The following is a 15945-nucleotide window of genomic DNA, read 5'->3' as shown; positions in this document are numbered from 1 at the left end:
CTCTCTAAAGCTGATAATGTAGTGATTTAACAACATTGACGCCGGCTATCCTATCGCGGAGTCGGGGCGGGCGCGAATTGAAGGATCGGAAACCTCTATTTTGGGTGTAATATTACAAAAAATCAGTTGATGCCAAGCCTGTTTTTGCGTACTTTTTATGTAAGTTAACCAGATGGGGGCGGACATGAACGCAAGCAAGCGGCCTGAGGAAGAGAGCCGGCCAGTCATCGATCTCGCGCTGTTCGGTGCCTTGGGCGACCTGTCGCTGCGCAAGCTCTACCCGGCACTCTACCATCTCGACCGCGAAGGTCTGCTACACGACGATACCCGTATCCTGGGGCTGGCCCGTCAGGAGATGGAGTCCGACGCTTTCCGGCGACGCGTGGCCGAAACCCTGCAGACCTACGTCAAGCCTGCCGAACTCGATCGTGGGGCAATCAAACGCTTCACCGCGCGTCTCGACTACCTGCAGCTCGATTTCGCCACCGCCGAGGGCTACCGTGGCATAAGCGAATGGCGCAAGGCCGTACGCCATGACACCGTGGTCTGTCCCCTGGTGGTCTACCTTGCCGTGCCGGCGAGCCTGTATGGCGATATCTGCCGCAACCTGCAGGCCGGCGAATGCCTGGACGATCTCTCCCGCGTGGTGGTCGAGAAGCCGATCGGTTACGACTTCGAGTCCTCCTGCGAGATCAACGACGCCATCGGCGAAGTGTTCCCGGAGTCGCGGGTCTATCGAATCGACCACTACCTCGGCAAAGAAACCGTTCAGAACCTGATCGCGCTGCGTTTTGCCAATCCCCTGTTCGGCACCCAGTGGAACCAGAACCATATCTCCCACGTCGAAATCACCGTGGCCGAGCAGGTCGGCATCGAGGGGCGCTGGGGCTACTTCGACCGTGCCGGCCAGCTGCGCGACATGGTGCAGAACCACCTGCTGCAACTGGTCTGCCTGATCGCCATGGATCCGCCGGCCAACCTGGATGCCGATGCCATCCGCGACGAGAAGGTCAAGGTGCTCAAGGCACTGCAGCCCTTCAGCGAGGCCAAGCTGAATCGCGACGTGGTGCGCGGCCAGTACATTGCCGGCACCATCAACGGCAAGGGCGTTCCCGGCTACCTCGAGGAGGAGGGCGCCAACCTCGAGAGCGGCACCGAGACCTTCGTCGCCATGAAGACCGGCGTCTCCAACTGGCGCTGGGCTGGGGTGCCGTTCTACCTGCGCACCGGCAAGCGCATGCCCGAGAAGCTCTCGCAGATCGTGATCCACTTTCGCCAGCAGGCGCACTACATCTTCGATCCCGACCAGCGCAACCTGGCCGCCAACAAGCTGGTCATTCGCCTGCAGCCCGACGAAGGTATCGCGCTCGAGGTGCTTACCAAGGATAGCGGTCTGGATCGCGGCATGCGCCTGCGCCGTGGCCCGCTGCATCTGGATTTCGGCAGCGCCTTTCCCCAGGCGCGCATTCCCGATGCTTACGAGCGTCTGCTGCTGGAAGTGATGAAGGGGCGCCAGTACTTGTTCGTGCGTCGCGACGAGGTCGAGCACGCCTGGCACTGGTGCGACAGCCTGGTCGCCGCCTGGAAGGAGATGGGCGAGCCGCCACGGCGTTACCCCGCCGGCTCCTGGGGCCGGTAGCCTCCATCGCCATGATTACCCAGGATGGGCGCAGCTGGTACGAGGACTACTGACATGACGAATCTAGCAGCCGGGCCGCGCGAGCAGCTCGCCGAGCAGCTTGCCGAAGCCGCCGCCGAAGCGCTGCGCCAGGATCTGAGCCAGAACGACAGAGCCCTGCTAGTGCTCTCCGGAGGCTCCACCCCGGTGCCTTTCTTCCAGGCTCTGGCCAGACAGTCGTTGCCCTGGGAGCGGGTCGACGTGACCCTGGCCGACGAGCGCTGGGTGAGCGAGACCGACGAGGCGAGCAATGCCCGGCTGGTACGGCGCCACCTGCTGCAGGACCAGGCGGAGGCGGCCAGCTTCGTCTCGCTGACCACCGACGACGAGACGCCCGAGCAGGGTGTCGAGGCGGTGACCCGGCGTATCGAGGCGTTGTCGTGGCCGGCCAGCCTGGTGGTGCTGGGCATGGGTGGCGACGGTCATACCGCCTCGCTGTTTCCCGACAGCCGCGAGCTGGAGCTGGGGCTCACCACCGACGCTCCGGTACTGGCCACGCGTACGCCGAGCCAGCCCCAGGCGCGCATCACCCTCAGCGCCGACCGGCTGCACCAGGCGCGTCGCCACGTGTTGCACATCACCGGCGACGACAAGCGCAGCGTTTTGGCCCGCGCCCTGTCCGGCGACGATTCGCGTGAATTGCCGATCCGCGCCTTTCTTTCCTGCCCACTGGCTGTCTACTGGGCCCCCTGAACTGGAGTCTTGCTCATGACCATCGAGAAACAGCTGCCGTCCACGCGCACCACCGAACTCGACAGCATCTGCCTCAAGGCCGAGGTCATCCCGGTGCTGGCCATCGAGCGGGTGGAAGATGCCGTGCCGCTGGGCCGCGCCCTGGTCGAGGGGGGGCTCACCGTGCTGGAAGTGACCCTGCGCACCGACTGTGCCCTGGAGGCGATTCGCCGTCTCAAGGAGGCCCTGCCGCAGGCCAGCATTGGCGTGGGAACCGTGCTGACCCCGGCGCAGTATCGCCAGAGCGAGCAGGTAGGTGCCGATTTCGTGGTCACGCCCGGTACCACCGAGGCGTTATACCGCTATGGTGTCACCAGCCCGGTGCCGATGCTGCCCGGCGTGGCCACGGTGTCCGAACTGATGACCGGCTGGCAATACGGCTACCGCCGCTTCAAGTTCTTCCCTGCCGAGGCCAGCGGCGGCGTCAAGGCGCTGAAGGCCTTTGCCGGACCGATTCCCGAAGCGCGTTTCTGTCCCACCGGCGGCATCAACCTCGACAACGCCGAGGACTACCTGGCGCTGAAGAACGTGATGTGCGTGGGTGGCTCCTGGCTGACGCCGAAGTCCCTGGTCGAGGCCGAGGACTGGAACGGCATCCGCCAGCTCGCCAAGGAAGCCGCCCAGCGTTTTCATCACTGAGCGGCTTAACTGACCTCTTTCTCGTGCTCTCTTGGCAGCCAGTTGCTGTCATTGTGCCCGGCCTTCTGGCCGGGCTTTTTTTATCCGTTGATCAGGCGCGATTAGCGGTACTTACGCGAAAGCGCCGATGCATGTCGTCCAACGGGCGGCGTGCATCGGCGCTTGAACGCCTGTTATGGAGGCGTCAGGCGGTGGCGCCCACCGCCACCGGTGCCGCGCCGCGCTTGATCGCAGCGTAGCCCAGGCCGGTGATCAGCGAGCCGGCGACGATAGCGCCGAGATAGAGCACTACCGGGGTGATAGCGTTGGGAATCAGCAGCACGAAGATGCCGCCATGGGGAGCCATCAGCTGCGCGCCGACCAGCATGGAGAGGGCTCCGGTGATGGCGCCGCCCAGCATGCAGGTCGGGATGACGCGCAGCGGGTCCTTGGCGGCGAAGGGGATGGCGCCCTCACTGATGAAGCACAACCCCAGCACGAACGATGCCTTGCCCGCTTCGCGCTCCGGCTCTGAGAACTTGTGGCGGGCGACGAAGCTGGCGATGCCCATGCCGATGGCCGGCACCATGCCGGCGGCCATGATCGCCGCCATCGGCGCATAGGTCTGGGTGGAGAGCAGGCCAACACCGAAGGTATAAGCCGCCTTGTTGACCGGCCCACCCAGGTCGAAGCACATCATGGCGCCGAGCAGGATGCCGAGCAGCACGGCATTGGCAGAGCTCATGCCGGCGAGGAAGCTGGTCAGGCCGGCGAGGATCGCCGCCACCGGCTCGCCGATCACGTAGATCATGGTCAGCCCGGTCACCAGGCTGGCGATCAGCGGAATGATCAGGATCGGCTTGAGCGACTCGACGCTCTTCGGCAACTTGACGTGCCGGCTCACCGCCAGCGCCACGTAGCCGGCGAGGAAGCCAGCGAGAATGCCGCCGATGAAGCCAGCGCCGATATCCGCCGCCAGCATGCCGCCGATCATACCCGGGGCGATGCCGGGTCGGTCGGCGATGGAGTAGGCGATGTAGCCGGCCAGTACCGGAATCATCAGGGCGAAGGCGGTGCCACCGCCGATCTGCATCAGCGCCGCGGCCAGCGTACCCTCCTGTTCGAAGGCCTCGATGCCGAAGACGAAGGAGAGTGCGATCAACAGGCCGCCGGCCACCACCATGGGCAGCATGAAGGAGACGCCTGTGAGCAGGTGCTTGTAGACGCCTTTTTCCTTCAGGCTCTTTTTCGCCTCGCTGCGGCGTGAGGCGTTGGCGGTGTCCTCCACCTCGGCCTGGTCGAGGGCTGCCTCTATGGTCGGTCGGGGCTTCTTGAGCGCGTTGCCGGTGGAGGTGCGATAGATGCGCTTGCCGGCGAAGCGGGTCGGGTCGACCTCGATATCGCAGGCAAGGATCACGACGTCGGCTGCGGCGATCTCCTCGTCGGTGAGCTTGTCCTGGGCGCCGACGGAGCCTTGGGTCTCCACCCGGATCGCATGGCCAAGACTCCTGCCCGCCTCACTCAGTGCCTCGGCGGCCATGAAGGTATGGGCCACCCCGGTGGGGCAGGCGGTCACGGCGACGATCCGGCTGCCACCGGGGGCTGCCTGCCGGACAGGCGGGGCTGTGCTGGCGGCGGGAGGCGTGAAGGTGTCGGCCTCGCGGTGGGCGCGTTGCAGGAACGCCTCGGGGTCGGGCAGTGCCTCGTTGACGGTCGCTTGGAACAGGCGCTTGCCGGCAAAGCGTTCGGCGGCAGGGATCGGATCGGCGGCAACCACGACCAGGTCGGCTGCGGCAATGGCTTCGGCCGAGGCGGGCTCGACGGTTTCGAGCTGGCTGTGCATTTCGACGCTGGCTTGCCAACCCAGCCGACGGGCGGCCTGCTCCAGGCGACGGGCGGCGAGGAAAGTGGTGGCCATGCCGCTGGGGCAGGCGGTAACGATGATCACGTTCATGCGAGGGCTCCCCCTGCGTCGACGTCATTGAGGCGACGTACGCGGGTCTGTTGTTGGAGTTGCGGGAAGTCGTCGGCGTGGAGATTGCCCACGCCTACGTGACGAACCGATTCGGCAGAAAGGGCGGTGGCCAGGCGCAAGGCCTGATCGGGAGGGTGGCCCGACAGCACACCGTGAAGCAGGGCGGCAAGCAGGGTATCGCCGGCTCCCACGGTGCTGGCGACCGCCAGGCGCGGCGGCATGGCCTGCCAGGCGCCGCGGCGGCTGACCCACAGCACGCCGGCGGGGCCGGCGGAGACCACGGCCTCCTCGATGCCGGCGGCATACAGACGCAGCGCTGCCTTGAGCCGTGCCTCGGCGTTTTCCAGGCTCTCGCCGGCCCAGGCAGTGAGTTCCTGTTCGTTGGGCTTGACCGCGGTGGCGCGAGCCTCGATGGCCCGGGTCAACGCTTCGCCGCTGGTATCGACCCATACCGACAGCCCGGCTTCGCGCAGGCGGGCGGTGAGCACGGAGAGATCGGCCGGCGCCACGCCGGGCGGCAGGCTGCCGGCGATTACCACGGCGTCGGGCCGTCGCCTTGGATCACCGATACGCGTATCGAGACCGTCGAGCAGGCGCTGCCAGGCGGCGGCATCGATGGCGGCGCCGGGTCCATTGATGTCGGTGACCCGGCCGTCGGCTTCGGCGAGCTTGGCGTTGATGCGAGTCTCGCCGGGCACGCGCAGGAAGGCGTCCTCTACGCCCGTGGCTTCGAAGGCGCGCAGGAAGGGGCCGTCGTTGTCGGCGCCGAGAAAGCCCGACACGGTGACATCGTGGCCGAGATCGGCCAGCACCCGGGCCACGTTGACGCCCTTGCCGGCCGCCGTCAGGTGGGTCTCGCGGGTGCGGTTGACCGCGCCCGGCGTCAGTCGCTCCAGGCTTACGGAAAGATCCAGCGCGGGGTTGAGCGTCAGGGTGAGCACGCGGGCCATCAGCGCACCTCCAGGGCGTCGCGAACCGCCTCACTGGTGGCCTGGGCCAGCGCCAGCTCGGCCTGGGCACGGGCTTCGGCGAGGTCGAACTCGCGCAGCCGCGCCTTGACCAGCGGTACCTGTCGTGCGCTGACCGAGAGCTCGTCGACGCCGAGCCCGACCAGCACCGGCACGGCCAGGGCATCGCTGGCCAGCTCGCCGCAAACGCCGACCCACTTGCCGCGGGCATGGGCCGCCGTCACGGTCATCTCGATCAGGCGCAGCACCGCCGGGTGCAGGCCGTCGGCCTGGGCCGAGAGCGCGGGGTGATCGCGGTCGATGGCCAGCGTGTACTGGGTCAGGTCATTGGTGCCCACCGAGAAGAAGTCGACTTCGGCGGCCAGCGTCGGTGCCAGCAGGGCGGCCGAGGGTACCTCGATCATCACGCCGAGCTGCACGTCGGTGGCACGCTCGGCGGCAGGAATCTCGTCAAGCAGGCGGTCGAGAATGGCGCGTGCCGCGCGGAACTCGGCGATGTCCTTGATCATCGGCAGCATGATGCGCAGCGGCCTCGGCGCTTGCTCCGAGCCGGGAGCGGCCGCCATCAGCAGCGCGCGCAGCTGGGTCTCGAGCACCTCGGGGCGGGTCAGGGTCAGGCGAATGCCGCGCAGGCCGAGGAAGGGATTGTCCTCCCGGGGAACCGGCCAGTAGGGCAGCGGCTTGTCACCGCCCACGTCCAGGGTGCGGGCCACCAGCGGGCGGCCGTCGAGGGCATCGAGCGCCTCACGGTATTCGCCGATCTGGGTGTCGAGATCCGGCTCCTGGGCATGGGCCATGAACAGGAATTCGGTACGCAGCAGGCCGACGCCTTCGGCGCCGCGCTCCACGGCATCGGCGGCATGGGCGGTATTGCCCAGGTTGGCGGCCACTTCGACGCGGTGACCGTCGCGGGTACGAGCCTCCTCGAAGCGCGCCTCCCACGCCTCGGCTTCGCGTTGCTGGCGCTCTGCCAGGCGCTGCTCGGCGGCGGCGCGGCGCTCGGCGGAGGGCGCTGGGATCACCCGGCCGCGCTCGCCGTCGAGGATCAGCTCCTCGCCGCCTGCCAGCGTCAGTACGCGCTCGCCGGCGCCCACCACGGCAGGAATGCCCAGCGCCCGGGCCAGGATGGCGCTGTGCGCGGTGGCACCGCCGCGAGCGGTGAGCAGGCCACGTACCCGGCGCGTGTCGAGGCGCGCCACGTCGGAGGGGCCGATGTCGTCGGTGACCAGGATGTAGGGCGTTTCCGGCGGCTCCGGTCGGCTCACCTGGCACAGAATGCCGAGTACGCGGCGTCCGACGTCGCGCAGGTCGGCGGCGCGTTCGGCGAGCAGCCGATCGGCGAGCATTTCCTGGGCATGGGCGGCGGTCTCGATGGCATCCCACCAGGCGGCCTCTGCGGAGCGGCCGTCCTGGATGCTCTCGCGGGCCGCCTCGAACAGCTCGGGGTCGCGCAGCATCTCCTCGTGCATGGAGAGGATCTGGGCCACCTCGCCGCCGCGGGCTTCGCGCTCCAGCACCTCGAGCTGTGCCACGCCCTCGCCGATGGCGTTTTGCAGGCGCCGCTGCTGCTCGGTGGGGTCGGCGGCACGCTCGGGATAATCGAAACGTGGTGTCTGCAGCACGAAGACCGGGGCAATGGCGAGCCCCGGCGAGGCTGCCACGCCCTGGTGGGGAGTGTCATCGGGCAGCGGCTCCGGGGGAGCGGCATCCGCGAGTGGTGTGATGCGCTCGCGGCTCTCGTCGAAGGGCAATACCTGTTCGCCGAGTCCGTCCGCCACGGCCCGGCAGACGGCGTCGAGCGCCGCCTGGGCGTTGTCGCCCTCGGCGGAGAAGATCAACTGCTGGCCGCGCCGGGCACCGAGGTTGATCACCTTGGTCAGGCTGGTGGCCGGCACCGCGGCGCCGCCGCCTTCGGCCAGGCGCACCTGGATGGGCAAGCCCTGATGCCGGGCGACCTGCACCAGTTGCTTGGCTGGACGGGCATGCAGGCCGTGGGCGTTGAGCACCCGAGCGAGCCGGGTATGGGCCATGGCCGACTCGCCCGCCAGCCGGGCCAGCACGGTGGCGGCGTCGGCGCCAGGCAGTTCGGCCGCGGCGCCGCTGTCGAGCAGCGCCAGGATACGCTCCAGCAGGCCGCGATGGGCGTCGCCCTGGGCCGCCAGGCAGAACACGCCCTTCACCGCGGCGTCGGTGCCGGACGGCTCCGCCTCGGGGGTGGCCAGGGCCAGTGCCGGACTTTCCACACCATGCTCGCTGGCGGCCAGCCACAGCCCCTGGCCGAGTGGAAGCGGTTCTCGCTCGGCCACCGCAGCGACGAAACGGCTCTCGACGCAGCCAAGCTGGCGCAGGCGGGCGGCTCCGGCCAGGGCCAACTCGCGGGTGTCGCGAGCAGGGAAACCGAGGCACAGGGTCTCGGCGTCCAGGCGCGCCTCCACCACCGCTTTCGACAGCAGGGCGGCAACCTCGGCGGCGGAGCGTGCGGCGGCAAGGCGATCGCCGACGCCGTCGTCATCGAGCACATGGGTGAGCTGGCGCAGGATGTCGAGATGCTCGTCGCTCTGGGCGGCAATGCTCACCAGTACATGGACGCGCTGGCCGTCATGCCACTCGACGCCATCCGGAAACTGCAGCACACGTACGCCGGTCTTGCGCACATGCTCGCGACTCTCGGGCGTGCCGTGAGGAATGGCAATGGCATTGCCGAGAAAGGTGGAGGATTGCGACTCGCGCTGGAACAGGCCGTCGCGATAAGCGGGGGCGGTCAGCCCCGACTGATGCAGCGACTCGGCGGCCTGCTCCAGTGCTTCGCGCCAGTCGGTGGCCCGACAATCGAGGCGGACATCCCCGGGGCGTAGGCTGAGCATCATGGTTCTCCTGAAGGTGGCTGGGTGACTCAGCAGGCTTTGACGTCATGCGTCAGCTATGCTGAATCGTGTCACCTGACATGTTTTTCATGCTGGAACGATTCATCTGGTTTCGCAAGCCGCGTTTACTTAGACTTTGGGAGGGGGCGGAAAGGCCCGGGCGTGACGTAGAATCGCCCCTTGCCTATAGAGGATTGCCATGACACTCGCCGAAATCGCCCGACTGGCTGGGGTCTCGCGCACGACTGCCAGCTATGTCATCAACGGCAAGGCCGCCGAACGCCGCATCAGCCAGGACACCGTGGACCGGGTCATGGCGGTGGTTCGCCAGCATCATTATCGGGTCGATGCCCAGGCTGCGGCACTGCGGCGCGGATCGAGCCGTCTGCTGGGATTGATCGTGCCCGACCTCGAGAACGTCAGCTACGCGCGCCTGGCCAAGCGCCTCGAGCGCGGTGCCCGAGAGCAGGGCTACCAACTGCTGATCGTCGGCTCCGACGACCAGGCGGATACCGAGCGCGATCTGGCACTGTCGCTGCGTGCCCAGCGTTGCGAGGTGCTGATCACCGCCAGCTGCCTGCCCATGGACGACCCTTTCTATGACGAACTGCAGCGTGGTGGGCTGCCGGTGGTGGCGGTGGACCGTGGCTTCGACCCCCAGCGCTTTGCCAGCGTGGTGAGCAACGATCGCGAAGCCGCCGAGCAGTTGACCCGCTCGCTGCTTGACGTGTCGGTGAAGCGCATCGCCTGGCTGGATGCGGTGCCGGTGCTTTCCATCAGCCGTGAACGGCGGGCTGGCTTCCAGCAGGCGCTGAAAGGGCGCGACATTGAACCGCTGATTCTCGGGGCCGAGCGCTACGACCGTGCCGATGGCGCCCGCATGATGCGCGAGCTGCTCGAGCGTGACGGTCTTCCGGACGCTCTGGTCACGGCTTCGTACACGCTGCTCGACGGGGTGTTCGATGTGCTGTTGGAGGAGGGCGGGCTGCCACAGACGCTGCGTTTGGGCACCTTCGGCGACAGCCGGCTGCTCGACTTCCTGCCGCTGCCGGTCAATTCGGCGGTACAGGATCACGATCGTATCGCGTCGGCCGCACTCACCTGCGCCATTGCCGCTTCGCTTGGGGACTATCGAATCGGGCAGCAGGTCGTGCCGCGTACGCTGCGTCGTCGCCTGCCGGCCCGCTCCTCGGTGGGCTGCTAGCCGCGCAGGCGGGTCAGGTCGTTGCGGTCGGGCAGGGCGGCGTAGGCGCCGGGGCGTGTCACGGCGTGAGCGCCGCAGTTGGCGGCGGTGCCCAGCGCACGCTGCAGGAAGGCGTCGTCCTGATGCCAGTTGCCCTCCGCTCCACGTTCCCCGAGGAAGCCGGCCAGCTCGGCCAGCAGGCCGCCGATGAAGGCGTCGCCTCCGGCGGTGGTATCCACCGCCTCGACGGCTGGCGGCATATGACGCAGCTCCCTGCCGACGCCGAAGGCACGCACCTCGCCGGGACCGTCGGTGATCACCACCAGCTTGACACCGGCGGCGAGCCGCTCGGCCAGCCAGGCATCGGCAGGATGATCGGCGCGCAGGTAGTCGAGTTCGTCGGTCGAGAGCTTGACCAGATCGGCATGGTCGATCAACCGAGTGACCAGGGCGATATCGGTACGGCCGTCGGGCCACAGATTGTGACGCAGGTTGGCATCGACGCTGACCAGGCAGCCGGCGCGGCCGGCCATGTCGGCCATGGCCAGGGTCGTCTCGGCGATTTCCGTCTCGGTCAGGCTATTGCTGCAGAAATGTACGATGGCGGGTTCCGCGAACACGCTGGCCGGCAGGTGTTCCAGACGGTATAGCAGGTCGGCAGCGGGCGGGCGGTAGAAGTCGAAGGTGCGCTCGCCGTTGGCATCGCGGGAGACGAAGGCCAGTGCCGTGCGTGCCTCGTGGGTGCGCACCACGCCGGAGAGGTCGACGCCGTGCGAGGCAAGCTCCGCGGCGAGGAAGTCGCCGAAGTGGTCGGCGCCGAGCATGCCGAGAAAGCGGCTGGGAACCCCCAGGCGCGCGCAGGCCACCGCCACGTTGGCCGGGGCGCCGCCGGCGTAGGGCGTGAAGATTTCCGGGGCGTCGCCGGCAAGATCGCCGAGGCGGCTGGAGAGCATATCGACCAGGGCTTCGCCGAAGGCAATGACGGGTAGCATGTGAATTCCTCGTGTTGTCGTTGTGAGCGGCGAACCTCAGGCCACCTCGTGACCCCGAGCGGACTCCAGCAGGGCATACCAGGTGGGGCGATCCATCTCCGTCCGGGCGTCGGCATGCAAGGCCACGATGCGCTCTTCACGCAGGCTGCCGATCACCGGTCGTGGGCGACCCGGCAAGGCGCGCAGCCAGGCCAATGCCAGCCCGGCCGGCGTGATGTCGCGCTCCTCGGCGAGCCGGATCAGCAGCCGTTCGGCCGGCCCTTGGAAGACCTGGCCGCCGCCCAGGGGCGACCATGCGAGCGGTATCAGGCCGTCGCCGACCAGTGCATCGTAAGTGCCATCGAACAGCGGTTGGTGATGGTCCAGCGAGAGCTGCAATTGGTGGGTCGTCAGGCGATGGTGCATTGCCGCCTGCAGGCGTCTCCACTGGTCTGGCAGGAAATTCGAGATCCCAACGGCGCCGACCTTGCCGGCATCGATGGCGTCGTCCAGCGCTCGACCGGTGGCCTCGGCGTCCATCAGCGGACTGGGGCGGTGCAGCAGGAAATGATCGAGATGTTCGACGCCGAGGCGGGCCAGGGATGCCTCGATGCTGCGGGCAAGGTATTGCGGCGAGCTGTCGTAGTGCTTGACGCGAAACGGCGAGACGTCGCGCTCCGGCGTGACGATGCTGGCCTTGGTGACGACCCTGATACGTGTCGCGAGCCCGGGGCGCGCGCGCAAGGCGGCACCGAACAGGGCCTCGCCCTGGGTATCGCCGTAGATGTCGGCATGATCGAACCACTCGAGCCCCTCATCGAGGCGGGCTTCGATCCAGTCGGCCAGGCGCGCAGGAGGGTGCAGGTCGGTCACCTCGTGCAGGCGCATCATGCCCAGCAGGAAAGGCGTCTCCAGCGCTCCGGCAGCGTGCTTCACGAGCCTGCCTCGCACGACAAGGTAGTGCCCAGCAGATGCTGGGCGCCGGGCACCAGCCATACTGGGTCGAGGCGGGTATTGGCCGACTCCACGCAGAGGAAGTGGCGTGCAGCCATGACCGGCGTGTCGTCGGGCGGTGTCTCGCCCGGGTGCCACACCACTGCTGAATCGCTGCCCTGGCGGGCGACGCGCAGGCGTCGGTGGCCGTCGTCGAGCACCACCTCGGCGTTGCTATGGTAGATGCGGTCGAGCCCGCCGCGCACGGCGAGTTCGCCCTGCTGCTCGCGTTCGGCAAAACCCGCCAGCTTGTCCAGGTAACGGGCGCCGGCCAGGCCCTCGGCGCGGCAGGCGAAGCTGTCGGCCACGGCCAGGTAACTGTGCAGGGCGCCGCTCAGCTTCACTGGGGTCTCGCCGGCATGCTCGGTGATCAGCTCCACGTGCAGGCGCCGGGCATTGGCCTGGATCACCGCGCGTGGTACCAACTGGCTATGCAGACGCTCGGTGGGAGAGAGATGCAGCTCGACGCCGCCCTCGTGCTCGTCCACTGCGTCCAGACGCCATTGGGCCAGGCGCGCCGGGCCGTGCATGGGGCCGGAGCGATCCGGACTTTCGTCGGCGCCGCGCTCGTCGGCGAACCATGGCCAGCACAGTGGGATGCCGCCGCGGATGGCGCCGGGCAGCGCCTGGGGCGTAGGCGTGACCCACAGCCAGCCGCCGGGCACCAGCGCCTCTTCTCCCTCGCCCATGACTTCCGGCGTGCCAGCTTGTGCGGGGGCGGGCGCGGGAAGGTCAGTACGTGTGGCTTCGGGCGCATTACGCGCGGTTTCGGGCGCGGGTAGAAAGTGAAGCACCTGGGCGCCCTGCAAGCAGACCACCAGTTCGCCCCAGGATTCGCGGGCCAGCCACACGCGGCGGTCGGCCCACTCGCACTCACGCTGGCCGTCGGTCTCGTCGATCAGGGCTCGCAGGCTTGCGGGAATCATTCGTTCACCTCTCCTTGCTTCACTTCGTCATTCCACTTCTTCGTTGCGCAGTGCCTCGGCGGCGCCCAGTAGACCCGGCCAGGGTGCGGTGACCACCCGGACCGGAATGGTGCGGGTGTAGCCGCTCATGCGGCCCTTGTCGGTGAAGGCTTCGACGAAGCGGCTCTGGGGCAGCCAGTCCAGCAGCCGTGGCAGGATGCCGCCACACAGGTAGACCCCGCCCTGTGCCCCATGGTCAGCGCGGCGTCACCGCAGACATCGCCGAGAATCTTGAGAAACCGCAGCAGGGTATCACGGGCGATGCCATCGCCGCCTGTCGCGGCGGCGGTCACTTCGGCCGGCGTCTGGCAGGCGGGGTTGGCGCCTTTCAACGAGCAGTGGGCAAGATAGAGGTCGAGCAGTCCCTGGCCGCACAGGATGCGCTCCACGGAGACCCGGCCATAGCGATTGCGGAAGTGACGCAGCAGGTTCTGCTCGCGCTCGTCGGTGGGAGCAAAGGTGACGTGGCCGCCTTCGGTGGGCAGCGGGATCCAGGCATGGCGGCCGGGAAAGATGCCGGCCACGCCGAGCCCGGTACCCGGTCCGATGACCAGGCAGGTGGCGTGGTCGCGAGCCACGCCAGGCTGTACCTCGACCAGCTCGTCGGGCGTCAGGTGCGGTACCCCCAGGGCCTGGGCGGTGAAGTCGTTGATCACCTTGAGCCGCTCGAGGCCAAGCGCCGTCTGTGCCTCGCGACGCGAGAACGACCAGTGGTTGTTGGTCATGGTCACGCGGTCGTCGCCGATGGGACAGGCGAAGGCCAGGCAGGCTTCCCGTGGCGCCGCCTCGGCGGCCAACCCGACCCGCTCCAGGTAGTCGCGTACCGCCTCCACCAGGCCGGGATAGTCGGCGCAGGGCAAGGCAAGGATCTCTCGCGGCGCGTGCTCGCCCGGGGTTACCAGGGCGAAGCGGGCATTTGTGCCCCCGATGTCGCCGATCAGGGCCGGTCGGGTCATTGATCCTCCTGGGAGATTTTCTCGAGCTCGCGGGAGAGCACCTCTTCCTCGAAGCCGCCGAAAACGCCGGCGCCCAGCTCGGCGCCTGCTGCCAGGTGGCGGAAGCCGCCGAACAGCTCGCGGCCCATGCCGAAATGGTAGCGCTCCAGGTTGGGCTCGATGCTGCTGCGGCTGGCGAACTCGGCGGCATCGACCAGTGCGGTCAGCTCGCCGCGCTCGGCATCGAGGCGTACCACGTCGCCGTCACGCAGGCGCGCCAGCGGGCCGCGATCCACCGCCTCCGGGGTGACGTGAATGGCGGCCGGGACCTTGCCCGAGGCACCCGACATGCGCCCATCGGTAACCAGCGCCACCTTGTGGCCGCGATCCTGCAGCACGCCGAGGAACGGGGTGAGCTTGTGCAGCTCGGGCATGCCGTTGGCCTTGGGCCCCTGGAAGCGCACCACCACGACCACATCGCGATCGAGCTCGCCCGACTCGAAGGCGGCCTTGACCTGGTTCTGGTCGTCGAAGATGCGTACCGGCGCCTCCACCACCCGGTGTGCCTGCTTGACCGCCGAGATCTTGATCACGCCACGGCCGAGATTGCCGTTGAGCACCACCAGTCCGCCGGTCGGAGCGAAGGGGTTGGAGACTGGACGCAGCACGTCGGCGTCGAGGCTCTCTTTCGGCCCTTCGCGCCAGGTGAGCTTGCCGTCCTCGAGGAACGGTTCCTGGGTATAGGCGGAGAGGTCGGTACCGAACACGGTGGGGATGTCGGCGTGCAGCAGGCCGGCGCCGAGCAGCTCGCGGATCAGCAGGCTCATGCCCCCGCGGCCTGGAAATGGTTCACGTCGGCGCTGCCGTTGGGGTAGATCCGGGTCAGACTCGGTACCACCGCCGAGAGGTCGTTGAAGTCGTTCCAGTCGATAGTGATGCCGGCAGCGGCGGCCATTGCCACCAGATGCAAGGTATGGTTGGTGGAACCGCCTGAGGCGAGTAGGCCGACCATGGCGTTGACGATGGCACGCTCGTCGATCTGTTGGTAGAAGGGGCGGTAGTTGCCGCTCTGCTCGGTGTTGCGAATGGCCTGCTCGGCGGCGTAGCGGGTCAATGCCTCGCGCAGCGGGGTGCCGGGGTTGACGAAGGAGGCCCCAGGCAGGTGCAGACCCATCATCTCCATCATCAGCTGGTTGGAGTTGGCGGTGCCGTAGAAGGTGCAGGTGCCGGGGCTGTGGTAGGAGCGCGATTCCGCCTCGAGCAGCTCTTCGCGGCCGACCTTGCCCTCGGCATAGAGCTGGCGCACGCGCGCCTTCTCGTCGTTGGGCAGGCCGCTGGGCATGGGACCGCCGGGCACGAAGATCGCCGGCAGGTGGCCGAAGCGCGCCGCGCCGATGAACAGCCCCGGCACGATCTTGTCGCAGATGCCCAGGTAGAGGGCGGCGTCGAACATGTTGTGCGACAGCGCCACGGCGGTGGCCATGGCGATAACGTCACGGGAGAACAGCGACAGCTCCATGCCGGGCATACCCTGAGTGACGCCATCGCACATCGCCGGCACGCCGCCGGCGAACTGGGCGGTGCTGCCCATGCCGCGGGCGGCCTGCTTGATGATCTCCGGGTAGTTCTCGAACGGCCGGTGGGCCGAGAGCATGTCGTTGTATGACGAAACGATGGCCAGGTTGGCGCTGTTGGTCAGCTTTAGGCGGTCCTTGTCACCGGCGTGGTCGCAACCGGCGAAGCCATGGGCCAGGTTGCCGCAGGAGAGCTCGCCGCGATGTACGCCCTGCTGATGCTGCGCGGCCATGTGCACCTCGTAGAGCTTGCGGCGCTGGCGTGAGCGTTCACGAATGCGGGCGGTCACCTGGTCGACTGTCGGATTGAGTGCGGTGGGGCGAGCCATGGGGACACCTCGCGTCGTTGATGGATGTAAATTTACAAAATTATCTCCCATCGCACGGCGGAAATGAAGGGCATTTGCCGAAAGTATGTAGTTTTATTACGGCGATGGAAAAGGTTCGGCAGGTCTGGGCACAATGTAGGCGGCCGTCGGCCAATTGTCA

9 protein-coding genes and 3 pseudogenes are annotated in these 15945 nt (G+C 67.8%); 4 read left to right on the top strand and 8 right to left on the bottom strand.

Features of this window, described 5'->3' with window-relative positions:
• Nucleotides 1–184 precede the first annotated feature (184 nt).
• From zwf to EKK97_RS17535, 3 genes and pseudogenes are all read left to right on the top strand, one after another.
• Nucleotides 185–1692 (top strand): annotated as a pseudogene (gene zwf, locus EKK97_RS17545) (glucose-6-phosphate dehydrogenase).
• A 1-nt stretch (nt 1693) separates the two neighbouring features.
• A complete protein-coding gene (pgl, locus tag EKK97_RS17540) occupies nt 1694–2371 on the top strand; it encodes a 6-phosphogluconolactonase (RefSeq protein ID WP_159553835.1) in 678 nt (225 codons plus the stop codon).
• A 15-nt stretch (nt 2372–2386) separates the two neighbouring features.
• A complete protein-coding gene (locus EKK97_RS17535) occupies nt 2387–3049 on the top strand; it encodes a bifunctional 4-hydroxy-2-oxoglutarate aldolase/2-dehydro-3-deoxy-phosphogluconate aldolase (RefSeq protein ID WP_159553833.1) in 663 nt (220 codons plus the stop codon).
• A 184-nt stretch (nt 3050–3233) separates the two neighbouring features.
• On the opposite strand, the gene EKK97_RS17530 is transcribed toward EKK97_RS17535, so the two are convergent.
• From EKK97_RS17530 to ptsP, 3 genes are read right to left on the bottom strand one after another with little or no spacing between them, the layout of a single operon-like run.
• Complete coding sequence (locus tag EKK97_RS17530; RefSeq protein WP_159553831.1) at nt 3234–4982, bottom strand: PTS fructose-like transporter subunit IIB; 1749 nt, start codon at nt 4980–4982, stop codon at nt 3234–3236.
• Entirely contained in the window at nt 4979–5953 is a 975-nt protein-coding gene (gene pfkB / locus EKK97_RS17525; RefSeq protein WP_159553829.1) for a 1-phosphofructokinase, read from the bottom strand. Before pfkB ends, EKK97_RS17530 begins: the two co-directional genes overlap by 4 nt.
• The gene (gene ptsP, locus EKK97_RS17520; protein WP_159553827.1) at nt 5953–8835 is read right to left on the bottom strand and encodes a phosphoenolpyruvate--protein phosphotransferase; all 2883 of its coding nucleotides are present in this window, start codon (nt 8833–8835) and stop codon (nt 5953–5955) included. The genes pfkB and ptsP overlap by 1 nt, the downstream gene beginning before the upstream one ends.
• A gap of 199 nt (nt 8836–9034) precedes the next feature.
• Here ptsP and cra point away from each other — a divergent pair, with 199 nt between their 5' ends.
• Nucleotides 9035–10039, top strand: a complete 1005-nt coding sequence (gene cra, locus EKK97_RS17515) for a catabolite repressor/activator (RefSeq protein ID WP_159553825.1) — start codon at nt 9035–9037, stop codon at nt 10037–10039.
• On the opposite strand, the gene EKK97_RS17510 is transcribed toward cra, so the two are convergent.
• From EKK97_RS17510 to edd, 5 genes and pseudogenes are all read right to left on the bottom strand, one after another.
• On the bottom strand, nt 10036–11010 hold the full coding sequence (locus EKK97_RS17510; protein ID WP_159553823.1) for a carbohydrate kinase family protein: 975 nt from the start codon (nt 11008–11010) through the stop codon (nt 10036–10038). The genes cra and EKK97_RS17510 overlap by 4 nt on opposite strands.
• Nucleotides 11011–11046: 36 nt before the next feature.
• Nucleotides 11047–11925 carry an aldo/keto reductase gene (locus EKK97_RS17505; RefSeq protein ID WP_422672820.1) on the bottom strand — a complete coding sequence of 293 codons (879 nt, stop codon included), beginning with the start codon at nt 11923–11925 and terminating at the stop codon, nt 11047–11049.
• Nucleotides 11922–12908, bottom strand: coding sequence for an aldose epimerase family protein (locus EKK97_RS17500; protein WP_159553821.1), 987 nt, complete (start codon nt 12906–12908; stop codon nt 11922–11924). The genes EKK97_RS17505 and EKK97_RS17500 overlap by 4 nt, the downstream gene beginning before the upstream one ends.
• A gap of 27 nt (nt 12909–12935) precedes the next feature.
• Nucleotides 12936–13903: pseudogene (glk, locus tag EKK97_RS17495) on the bottom strand (glucokinase).
• A pseudogene (edd, locus tag EKK97_RS17490) lies at nt 13900–15785 on the bottom strand (phosphogluconate dehydratase). The pseudogenes glk and edd overlap by 4 nt, the downstream one beginning before the upstream one ends.
• Nucleotides 15786–15945: the final 160 nt, after the last annotated feature.

This window comes from Billgrantia tianxiuensis (assembly GCF_009834345.1).
In the GTDB taxonomy this organism is placed as follows: Bacteria; Pseudomonadota; Gammaproteobacteria; order Pseudomonadales; family Halomonadaceae; genus Halomonas; species Halomonas tianxiuensis.
The sequence above is the reverse complement of the archived record's forward strand: the minus strand, read 5'-3'. Positions and strand labels throughout refer to the sequence as shown.